The organism is Pseudactinotalea sp. Z1739 (assembly GCF_049725055.1).
Lineage (GTDB): Bacteria > Actinomycetota > Actinomycetes > Actinomycetales > Beutenbergiaceae > CALKWS01.
In genome coordinates, this window is sequence record NZ_JBMPQA010000026.1 from 1 (window position 1) to 10,758 (window position 10,758).

The 10,758-nt window shown below is 66.9% G+C and carries 7 protein-coding genes; 2 read left to right on the plus strand and 5 right to left on the minus strand.

Annotated elements, in window-relative coordinates; translation table 11 throughout:
* Positions 1 to 121 precede the first annotated feature (121 nt).
* From istB (ACO0LV_RS18390) to ACO0LV_RS18410, 5 genes are all read right to left on the minus strand, one after another.
* On the minus strand, positions 122 to 931 hold the full coding sequence (gene istB / locus ACO0LV_RS18390) for an IS21-like element helper ATPase IstB (RefSeq protein ID WP_424786662.1): 810 nt from the start codon (positions 929 to 931) through the stop codon (positions 122 to 124).
* On the minus strand, positions 928 to 2,496 hold the full coding sequence (gene istA / locus ACO0LV_RS18395; RefSeq protein WP_424786661.1) for an IS21 family transposase: 1,569 nt from the start codon (positions 2,494 to 2,496) through the stop codon (positions 928 to 930). The genes istB (ACO0LV_RS18390) and istA (ACO0LV_RS18395) overlap by 4 nt, the downstream gene beginning before the upstream one ends.
* Before the next feature lie 604 nt (positions 2,497 to 3,100).
* Complete coding sequence (locus tag ACO0LV_RS18400) at positions 3,101 to 4,588, minus strand: multicopper oxidase family protein (RefSeq protein WP_424789371.1); 1,488 nt, start codon at positions 4,586 to 4,588, stop codon at positions 3,101 to 3,103.
* A gap of 315 nt (positions 4,589 to 4,903) precedes the next feature.
* Complete coding sequence (locus ACO0LV_RS18405) at positions 4,904 to 5,383, minus strand: DUF305 domain-containing protein (protein ID WP_424789372.1); 480 nt, start codon at positions 5,381 to 5,383, stop codon at positions 4,904 to 4,906.
* Positions 5,384 to 6,276: 893 nt separating this feature from the next.
* Positions 6,277 to 7,314: an IS110 family transposase gene (locus ACO0LV_RS18410; protein WP_424789373.1), complete on the minus strand. Its 1,038-nt coding sequence runs from the start codon at positions 7,312 to 7,314 to the stop codon at positions 6,277 to 6,279.
* Between the two features lie 948 nt (positions 7,315 to 8,262).
* Between ACO0LV_RS18410 and istA (ACO0LV_RS18415) the strand changes: the two genes are divergently transcribed.
* The gene (istA, locus tag ACO0LV_RS18415) at positions 8,263 to 9,831 is read left to right on the plus strand and encodes an IS21 family transposase (protein WP_424786661.1); all 1,569 of its coding nucleotides are present in this window, start codon (positions 8,263 to 8,265) and stop codon (positions 9,829 to 9,831) included.
* Complete coding sequence (istB, locus tag ACO0LV_RS18420) at positions 9,828 to 10,637, plus strand: IS21-like element helper ATPase IstB (RefSeq protein ID WP_424786662.1); 810 nt, start codon at positions 9,828 to 9,830, stop codon at positions 10,635 to 10,637. Before istA (ACO0LV_RS18415) ends, istB (ACO0LV_RS18420) begins: the two co-directional genes overlap by 4 nt.
* Positions 10,638 to 10,758: the final 121 nt, after the last annotated feature.

The following is a 10,758-nucleotide window of genomic DNA, read 5'->3' on the forward strand; positions in this document are numbered from 1 at the left end:
TGTCAAGGGACAGTGGGAACTGCCCAGGGGCGGTCGTGATGCCTGCCCGTTGACGGTCACGAGATCTGCCCGGTGATGGCCATGGGATCTGCCCAGGGTTGGCCATCACCGGCCCCGGGTGTCAGGTCAACGGGCTCACCCCCGCTCCTGATAGTGCCTGGGCCAGACGGATGGACTCGCCACTGGTCTGGCAGACGTGAGCGTGGTGCAGGAGCCTGTCGACCGTCGCGGTCGCGATGGTCTTGGGCATCAGCTCGTCAAACCCAGCCGGGTGCAGGTTCGAACTGATCGCCACCGAGCGTTTCTCATAGGCAGCATCGACCAGGCGGTAGAGGCCCTCGGCGGCTTCCTCGGCAACCGGCAGGAGTCCGATGTCGTCGACCACGACCAGATCCGCTCGCAGCACCCGGGCGATGGCCTTGGTGATGGTGTCATCGGCGCGGTGACGTCGTAGCAGGGCGCCCAGGTCCTCCAGGGTGAACCAGGAGACCCGCAGGCCCTGCTCGATGGCCTGCTGGCCGAGGGCTTCGAGGAAGAACGACTTGCCGGTGCCCGAGGGCCCGTAGATGACGAGGTTCTCCTTGCGCCCGACCCACTCCAAGGTTCGCAGCGCCTGCTGGGTGGGTGCGGGGATGGAGGAGGCTGCGGTGTCCCAGGCTTCGAAGGTCTTGCCGGTGGGGAACCCTGCCGCGGTGCGCCGGGTGGCAAGGGCGGCGCGGTCGCGGCCGGCGGCCTCCTCGCGCAGCAGTGCCCGTAGTACCTCGGCGGGTTCCCAGCGTTGGGCCGTGGCGGTGGCCAGTAACTGTGGGGCGTGGCCGCGGATATGGGGCAGGCGCAGCCGCCGCAGCATCGCCTCCAGGTCATCGGGCAACTGTGGGGCCGGTGGCACTCCCAGCGACGGGACGCCGGTGCGGCTCGTCGTGGCGCTCATCGGAGCACCACCTCTTCCTCGCCGATGGCCTCGTCGCCGGCGGCAGCGTCGTCGGTGGCGGCAACTTGCCCGCCCAGTGCCGCCCAGGCAGCGGTGCCCTGGGTCAGGGACCGTTCCTCGCTGGCGCGATGATGCTGGCTGCTGGTGCCGGTGGCGCGGTGGTTCAGGATGGAGGGCAGGTCGGCCTCGGCGAACCGGCCGTGGACGGCGGCGTGGCCCAGTGCCCAGTCGACCTGACCGGCCTCGAAGAGTTTGGCCAGTGCTACCGCCTCGGCCATCTTGACGCGCATCTTCGTGGTGCCCGCAGCGGCGGCCTCGGTCAGCCACAACCTGGCCCCGGGTCCCAGCGCCAAGAACTCCCTCTCGGCAGCGTTTCGGGGGCGTGGTTGGCGCTCCAGCGCGCCTTGCGGTGCGGGTGGGAAGTGCTCGTCGTTGATCTTCGGCGACCCTGGCGCGGCGCGCAGGTGACGGGCGACTTCCCGCGGTCCGGACTCCTGCAGGTGGACGATGACGACCTGCTGGTCGGCGCCGGTGCCGTAGGAGCGCACCCATACCATCTGTCCCAGCAACTGGTGCGGGACGGAGTACTGCCCGCCGTCGTAGGTCACCATCGGGGTGGTGGCCGGGACCTTCCTCGTAGTGCCGAACGCCACCGTGTGAGGAACTGGCGGTAGCGCGTGCAGCCGGGTGCGTTCCTCGGCCAGCATCTGGTCCGGGGCGCGGCGGGTGGTGCGATGAACGCGGGCGTTGACCTGCTCACCAAACCGCTCGCATGCCGCCTCCAGCTCGGCGAATGAGCCATACTCGCCCAAGAGGTTCGCCTCGGTGGGCACCAGGTCGGCCTTGGCGATCTTCACCGCGTTCTCCGTGCCGCCCTTGCTCGCGGGGTCTGCCGGCTGGCAAGTCAGCACGGTGACGCCGTAGTGACGAGACCAGGCCACCATCTGCGGATTCCGTACCGCCATACCGGCCACGTGCTCCACGGTGACGGTCTTCTCGTTGTCGGTCAGCACGTAGGTGGGGGCGCCGCCCAGTCGGCGGAAGACCGTGTCCAGCGCGGCGAACACGCTGGGGAAGGTCTTGTCCAGCAGCGGGACCACCACCCGGAACCGTGACCAAGCCAACCACGCGCACAACAACACCGTCTTCGCGCCGTCGATCACCGGCCCATCGCCGAAGTCGTACTGTAACCACAGCCCCGGCTCGGTGACCCAGGGCCGGTGCACCCGGGCGTTACCCAACTTGTAGGACCGGCGCACCGCCGCCACGGCGCGTCGGGTAGTGCGCTCCGAGCCCTCATAGCCCATCGCAATGAGCTTGTCGTGGGCGACGTCAGCGCGGACCTTGCCGCGGCTATGCTCCATCCACTCCTCGACCTTGGGCAGGAACGCATCGATCAACTGCGCCCGGGCCACCGGCCGGTCACTCAACGCCCCGGCATCGCGGGCCCGCACGTACCGGGCCACCGTGTGGTGAGAAACCCCGGCCAGCACTCCGGCGTCTCGATAGGACTGTGTCAGGTCGAACGCTTCTAGAATTTCCATGATCTCCTCGGCAGACTTCATGTAACCCTCCTGGGGGCGATAGGCGCTTCAGCACCGCTATCGCACCCCAGGAGGGGCCCCAACCGCCGCAAGCAGCGCGGGGCGCAATGTCGTGTCGGGCAGATCCCATGACCGTCAGCGGGCAGTTCTCACGTCCGCCACCGGGCAACTATCTGGCCGTCTCCGGGCAGTCTGCCGTGGCCGCTGACACTCTGGCGTGGTCATGACTTCCCCTCGTCGAAAATCTTCATCTATACCCCTACAAGGTATCTCTGCTGGGTGCAAAGGGGCCGAGGTGCGGCTGATCTTCATGGGTTCTTCATGAGAAGTTACCGATTGGCGGGATCAGGCGGTCGATGACTTCGGTGGTACGTGGTCTGGGACCAGTCCGACTGGGGTAGCGACTACCCCTCAATGTGGTTCGAGCCGGTCCAGATCCTCAAAGAGGCAACCTTGCGCTTGCACTGATGCACCACAGCCTGTGAACCGTCGGGTGGCACATAAGCGCGAGTCCCTGTCCTTGAGGCTTGGCAAGAACGGCTGTGCCGTGACGCAACTGATTGGTCAAGACCTCCGGCCTGTGATCGCGCTGTGCGCAGGACCTGTGCGCGTCGTCAGTTGGCGATCACCTTGTTTCCACAACGGCCATCATGCCGGCGTCTTCGTGGTCGAGGATGTGACAGTGGTAGACGCTGCGACCTGGGTGGCGGGTGAAGTCGACCAGCACACGGACCTGCCCTTGGGCGGGGACGTTGACGACGTCGCGCCAGGACGGTTGGTCAACTGGCTCTCCGTTGTCCTCGATGAGTTGCATGGGCCAGACGTGGAGGTGGAATGGGTGGTCCATCGGGGTGGGATTGGCGATGGTCCATTCCTCCACCGCACCGGCTGTGACGCGCTGGTCCACCCGGTTCGCGTCGAAGGCTCGGCCATCGAACCCGAGGTCCATCATGTCGCCCATTCCGCCGGGCCCCATCATCCTTCCGCCCATGCTCATGGTGAAGGCAATCTCCCGTCGGCGGTCTACGGTCCGCTCGCGTAGATCCAGGTCCACCGGGCGCCCGGGCACCGAGCGGATAGTGCCCTCGTGCTGTCCGGCGACGGTGAGCGTGGCCAGGGTGACAGGGCCAGACATGCCTGCGCCCATCATGCCCATCCCGCCGCGGTCGTAGCCGAGCGCGCGGAACTCGCTGGTCCCGTTGCGCATGGTCACGAGCAGGTCCGCGCGGTTGCCAGGGGCTAGCACGACATCCGCCACCATTCGGGGCGTCGGCTCGTGACCGCCGTCGATGCCGAGCAGTTCCAGGGCTTGCCCGGGCAGGGCCAGGCGCAGGTAGCGGGAGGTGCAGGCGTTGATCACTCGCCACCGTTCCCGCTCACCGGGCCGGGCGGCCAGGCGTGGCTGGTGCTGGCCGTTGACCAGGACCAGGTCTCCTTCGCGGCCCATCATCACCTCCTGAGCCGATACGGGTGCGATCTCTCCGTCGGCGGTCAGGGAGATATCGGAGATGATGAGGACACGTTCCGAACTGACCGGGATCTCATCTCCGGTGACGATGATGGCCCCGTACAGGCCGCTGAAGATCTGCTCGGCCACCGTGCCGTGCCGGTGGGGGTGGTACCAGAACACCCCGGTGGGGTGATCTGGTGGCAGGTCGATGCGGTAGTCGAAATTCTCGCCCGGCTCGATACTGATGAACGGGTTATCTCCGTTGTCCTGCGGGGAGACCACCAACCCATGGGTATGTAGGTTCGTCGGTGTGTCGAGTTCGTTGCGCAGGCGTACTTCGATGCGGTCCCCGGGCCGAACCTGCCAGGTCTGCCCCGGGAGGGTGCCGTTGTAGGTCAGCACCTTTGCCTGCCGCCCGGCGATCTCGGTCACCTGGGCTGCGGGCACGAGATCCACGCGCAGCAGACCGTCCCGGCTGGCAACCAGTTCCGGCTCCACCAACTCTGCGGCCGCGCCAGCACGTCCTGCGGCTGGAGCCAGCGGGACGCCTCCGGGATCAGTCCACGGCAGACCGGTTTGAGACAAACCCACCCCGCCGACCACAACACCGAGCGATCCGGCTACTCCTAGTTGGAGCGCCTGGCGGCGCGTGATCGGTTCCACGTCTAATTCTCTAAGTTCTCATCGAGTCGCCGCCGCCGCTCGTCGTACTCCATGGCGTCGATCTCGCCCCGAGCGTACCTCTCATCAAGGATCTCACGCGCTCGACCACGTCGGGCCCGGCCCGGGTCCGACCGATGGCGACGACCACCCAGACCTCCGACCAGCGCCACCCCCAGCACCGCGATGCCGATCACCAACAGGACCAAGAAAATCCAGCCCCAACCCATTCCCCACGATCCCATGTGGCGCCAGTCCACAATCACACCTCCGCTGTGGTTCGCCGCCTCCGGTTTCCAGAGAGGTCCAGCTCCCCGATCACTCTTGCCTCACGGCGTCGAGCATCTGTTCCATCTCGGCGATCTCGGCTTGTTGGTCATCGATGATCTTCTGAGCCAACTCCAGCGCCTGGGGGTTCTCCCCGCCGTCGAGCTCGGCCTGGGCCATGTCCACCGCGCCGCGGTGGTGAGCGATCATCAGTTCCAGGAACCGCTGGTCGAACTCGGCGCCGGATAGGGACTCCAGTTCGGCCATGGCCTCCTCCTGGCTCATGCCTTCCATGTCCATGCCATGGTCCATACCCTCCATGCCACCCGCCGGGGAGGTCTCCTCCCCCCAGGTTTCGAGCCAGGAGGTCATCTGTTTGATCTCCGGGTCCTGCGCGGCGGAGATCCGCTCCCCGATGGAACGCACCTCTTCGCTGTCAGCCTGCTCCTGGGCCAGGTCAGCCATCTCGATGGCACCCTCATGGTGGATGATCATCATCTGCGCGAACATCGTGTCTTCGTCGTTATGCATGCCCTCTCCTTCCGTCTGCGAGGTGTTGTTGGTTGTCTCCTCCGCAGCCGGCTCATCCGGCGTGCCCTCCCCTCCGTCAACGCACGCGGCGAGGGAGAGAGTCAGAGCGATCCCGCCGGCAACGGCCGCGAGTCGGGTCCTGCGTGTCACGGGGTTCTCCATCTGCTGAAAGTCGGCGACGAGCAACGTAGGCCCAGCCGCAGCCGGCAGACCTTTCGTCCGCGGCTAAAGGAGCCTAACCACGCACGACGCACCGACACCAAGGCCCGAGCGGCCTCACGGGGATTCTTCATCGAGTCTTCATCCCCTTTACCTGCTTCGGCCCGGTGGGCGCAAGGGCTGAGTCGTTAAGGCGTGAGGCCGTTGTGGGCAGGGCTGTTCAGCCTGTTCCCCGGTAGTTGCCAATGCCCTGCGAGCGGGTGGTTGGGTCAAGGGGGCGCGGTAGCGCTCGCGTAGCGACGCCGTAGGCGCCCTTGAGGCGGCCGCCCGGGAGCAGATCATGATGGCCTTCGGGGGGCAGGATGCTGGGAGTGGAACTGGTCCACGGTTGCAGGCAAAGGGGTCAGGGGGCCTCCTGGTCGTTGGTGGTCTTCGGTGTGATCGATGGTGTGGTTACCTGGGGGTGCGGATCTGGTTCGGGCCGAAGCATCCAGCCTTACCTAGGTCCGCGGAGCCCTTCCTGGCTCCGGTGACATGATGATGGATTGGGTGTCTCCCGCCAGCGGGAGACGCGGCCGCTCAGTCTTTTGAGGCCGTCCGCATAGTCCCTGCGCGGCAGGGACGTCAAGCAAGGCGGACAGGGGGCTTGCTGGAGCTGGCCGCGTGGGCACATCGGTTTGATGATGGCGCCACTGCCCGTACCGATCCTCACTCGCCAGTGACCACACCGCTGCTCACACCCGGGTGAAGGCGTCGTCGCCGAGTTCGGAGAGGATGTGGCAGGCCCGTCGAGTGATCTTGCGGGCTTCCGACAGCGCCGCGCGTTTGCCGTCAATACGGTCCTTGACCTGGGCGTAGTAGCCGTGGTCCGGGGCGCTGACCCGAGCGTGAGTCTTACCGGCCTCATAGACACACCATCGCAACACCGGCGGACCTTGGCGAGACAGGTGTCCCGGTGAGCGCTTCCCGGCCGAGGAGTACACGGTGATGTCCAGCCCGGTGAAGCGGACCGCCTTACGGGTCGAGGAGAACCGATCCGCACCCGCGAGCCAGCAGGTCAGCGCCAGCGCGGTGACCTGCCCGACCCCATAGATCGAATCGGCCAACACCTTCGAGCCCTTGAGGTGGCGGGCGATACCACCCAACTGTCGACGCAGTTGGTCCAGGTGTGCCTCAGTAGCCTCGAGCATCTCGGTCCCGGTCCCGACCTGGACCTTGCCTACGGCCGAGAGTTGGGCTGCGGCGATCTCGGTCAGCCGCCGGCGACCCTCCCAGGTGCTCAGCCCTGCCTCACCGAGCCCGGTGGCGCCCTGATGGAACAACACCGCATGGATGCGCTGGACCCAGGCGGTGTGCTCACGCCGTAGGTCGTGGTACAACTCCAGCAACGCCCGATACTCCAAGATCTGGCTCGGGGGGATATAGCACTCGGGCAGCCGGTCATCGGTGAGTAGTTCCCGGATCAGCCGCGCGTCGGCCCGGTCGGTCTTCGCGCGACGCTTGGGCCCGCGCGCCGCCGCGGTCTCGGCCGGCTCAGCCAAGTGCGCCCGCACCCCCGCCCGGGTCAGTTCCTCGACCACATATCGCCACCCGGTGCAGCCCTCGGTAGCGAACTCAACATCGTCGCGACCGGCGAACCGTTCCAGCCACGACCTCAGCCGGGATCGATCGGCCGGGACGATCTGCCCGGTCTGAACCTCACCGGTGAGCGTATCGAGATAGTCGAAGGTGATCTGCTTTCGGTGGACATCGAGTCCGCCTATGATGGACATTGGGACCTCCTCAAGCTCCAAAGACACCACGTTGTCGAACGCAGTCTCTGCTGACACCAGCAATCATCCTGCGTCTGAGCTGAGGAGGCCCCGCCATTCACCCCCAGTCCACCGAGGCCCACCCGGCTCAACCAGCCACCTAGGCCGGATGCATGTCATCTTTGTCAGGGCAGGGGCGGGAGTGGGTCGGCAAGCGGGACTGGGTGAAGGTCAAGCATCGCGAAACCCGTGAGGTGATCTGCGGTGCGATCACCGGCACACTCACTCAGCCCGAACCCTCGTGGCGGGCCTACCGGTGGGAGACGAATTTCGCATCGTTGGGAGGACCACTGCCCTGCGACCTGAACAACGTCGCGCCTTGGTGCCCGTACTGAGCATCCCGGCCGGCGCCCACCCGTGGCCCACCGAGGTGACTCCTTCGTTCATTGACCGCTTCATCAAGGATCGAAAGCCTGTCCGGCCAACCCCGTCGAGCCGATCGTGGTCGAGCTCAGCGCTGATACCGCCTGGTCCGGGTCCTCTTTCGGCATCCGTTGAGGTTCATCCGCCACCGACCGGACATGAACCCACAGCAGGTGGCCGCTCAATGAGTCCTCTTCCCCCACCGACAGCCCGGTAGCCCACCACTGACCCGCTCCCGTTCCATTGCCTGCGCATGGGTCTATAAAGACCCATCATCATTCGCCAGTGGAAGGAACGGCCCCCCAGGTGACCAGCAAGATCGAGCGCATCACCGTCAAACTCCCCGCCGGTTTCGACTGTCAGCGGCCACGGCAGACTGCCCGGAGACGGCCAGATAGTTGCCCGGTGGCGGACGTGAGAACTGCCCGCTGACGGTCATGGGATCTGCCCGACACGACATTGCGCCCCGCGCTGCTTGCGGCGGTTGGGGCCCCTCCTGGGGTGCGATAGCGGTGCTGAAGCGCCTATCGCCCCCAGGAGGGTTACATGAAGTCTGCCGAGGAGATCATGGAAATTCTAGAAGCGTTCGACCTGACACAGTCCTATCGAGACGCCGGAGTGCTGGCCGGGGTTTCTCACCACACGGTGGCCCGGTACGTGCGGGCCCGCGATGCCGGGGCGTTGAGTGACCGGCCGGTGGCCCGGGCGCAGTTGATCGATGCGTTCCTGCCCAAGGTCGAGGAGTGGATGGAGCATAGCCGCGGCAAGGTCCGCGCTGACGTCGCCCACGACAAGCTCATTGCGATGGGCTATGAGGGCTCGGAGCGCACTACCCGACGCGCCGTGGCGGCGGTGCGCCGGTCCTACAAGTTGGGTAACGCCCGGGTGCACCGGCCCTGGGTCACCGAGCCGGGGCTGTGGTTACAGTACGACTTCGGCGATGGGCCGGTGATCGACGGCGCGAAGACGGTGTTGTTGTGCGCGTGGTTGGCTTGGTCACGGTTCCGGGTGGTGGTCCCGCTGCTGGACAAGACCTTCCCCAGCGTGTTCGCCGCGCTGGACACGGTCTTCCGCCGACTGGGCGGCGCCCCCACCTACGTGCTGACCGACAACGAGAAGACCGTCACCGTGGAGCACGTGGCCGGTATGGCGGTACGGAATCCGCAGATGGTGGCCTGGTCTCGTCACTACGGCGTCACCGTGCTGACTTGCCAGCCGGCAGACCCCGCGAGCAAGGGCGGCACGGAGAACGCGGTGAAGATCGCCAAGGCCGACCTGGTGCCCACCGAGGCGAACCTCTTGGGCGAGTATGGCTCATTCGCCGAGCTGGAGGCGGCATGCGAGCGGTTTGGTGAGCAGGTCAACGCCCGCGTTCATCGCACCACCCGCCGCGCCCCGGACCAGATGCTGGCCGAGGAACGCACCCGGCTGCACGCGCTACCGCCAGTTCCTCACACGGTGGCGTTCGGCACTACGAGGAAGGTCCCGGCCACCACCCCGATGGTGACCTACGACGGCGGGCAGTACTCCGTCCCGCACCAGTTGCTGGGACAGATGGTATGGGTGCGCTCCTACGGCACCGGCGCCGACCAGCAGGTCGTCATCGTCCACCTGCAGGAGTCCGGACCGCGGGAAGTCGCCCGTCACCTGCGCGCCGCGCCAGGGTCGCCGAAGATCAACGACGAGCACTTCCCACCCGCACCGCAAGGCGCGCTGGAGCGCCAACCACGCCCCCGAAACGCTGCCGAGAGGGAGTTCTTGGCGCTGGGACCCGGGGCCAGGTTGTGGCTGACCGAGGCCGCCGCTGCGGGCACCACGAAGATGCGCGTCAAGATGGCCGAGGCGGTAGCACTGGCCAAACTCTTCGAGGCCGGTCAGGTCGACTGGGCACTGGGCCACGCCGCCGTCCACGGCCGGTTCGCCGAGGCCGACCTGCCCTCCATCCTGAACCACCGCGCCACCGGCACCAGCAGCCAGCATCATCGCGCCAGCGAGGAACGGTCCCTGACCCAGGGCACCGCTGCCTGGGCGGCACTGGGCGGGCAAGTTGCCGCCACCGACGACGCTGCCGCCGGCGACGAGGCCATCGGCGAGGAAGAGGTGGTGCTCCGATGAGCGCCACGACGAGCCGCACCGGCGTCCCGTCGCTGGGAGTGCCACCGGCCCCACAGTTGCCCGATGACCTGGAGGCGATGCTGCGGCGGCTGCGCCTGCCCCATATCCGCGGCCACGCCCCACAGTTACTGGCCACCGCCACGGCCCAACGCTGGGAACCCGCCGAGGTACTACGGGCACTGCTGCGCGAGGAGGCCGCCGGCCGCGACCGCGCCGCCCTTGCCACCCGGCGCACCGCGGCAGGGTTCCCCACCGGCAAGACCTTCGAAGCCTGGGACACCGCAGCCTCCTCCATCCCCGCACCCACCCAGCAGGCGCTGCGAACCTTGGAGTGGGTCGGGCGCAAGGAGAACCTCGTCATCTACGGGCCCTCGGGCACCGGCAAGTCGTTCTTCCTCGAAGCCCTCGGCCAGCAGGCCATCGAGCAGGGCCTGCGGGTCTCCTGGTTCACCCTGGAGGACCTGGGCGCCCTGCTACGACGTCACCGCGCCGATGACACCATCACCAAGGCCATCGCCCGGGTGCTGCGAGCGGATCTGGTCGTGGTCGACGACATCGGACTCCTGCCGGTTGCCGAGGAAGCCGCCGAGGGCCTCTACCGCCTGGTCGATGCTGCCTATGAGAAACGCTCGGTGGCGATCAGTTCGAACCTGCACCCGGCTGGGTTTGACGAGCTGATGCCCAAGACCATCGCGACCGCGACGGTCGACAGGCTCCTGCACCACGCTCACGTCTGCCAGACCAGTGGCGAGTCCATCCGTCTGGCCCAGGCACTATCAGGAGCGGGGGTGAGCCCGTTGACCTGACACCCGGGGCCGGTGATGGCCAACCCTGGGCAGATCCCATGGCCATCACCGGGCAGATCTCGTGACCGTCAACGGGCAGGCATCACGACCGCCCCTGGGCAGTTCCCACTGTCCCTTGACA

Excerpts from the sequence above, each read along its gene's own strand:
- istA (WP_424786661.1), top strand. The coding sequence starts at position 8,263 with ATGAAGTCTGCCGAGGAGATCATGGAAATTCTAGAAGCGTTCGACCTG.
- ACO0LV_RS18410 (WP_424789373.1), bottom strand. The coding sequence starts at position 7,314 with ATGTCCATCATAGGCGGACTCGATGTCCACCGAAAGCAGATCACCTTC.
- istB (WP_424786662.1), bottom strand. The coding sequence starts at position 931 with ATGAGCGCCACGACGAGCCGCACCGGCGTCCCGTCGCTGGGAGTGCCA.
- istB (WP_424786662.1), top strand. The coding sequence starts at position 9,828 with ATGAGCGCCACGACGAGCCGCACCGGCGTCCCGTCGCTGGGAGTGCCA.
- ACO0LV_RS18405 (WP_424789372.1), bottom strand. The coding sequence starts at position 5,383 with ATGCATAACGACGAAGACACGATGTTCGCGCAGATGATGATCATCCAC.
- istA (WP_424786661.1), bottom strand. The coding sequence starts at position 2,496 with ATGAAGTCTGCCGAGGAGATCATGGAAATTCTAGAAGCGTTCGACCTG.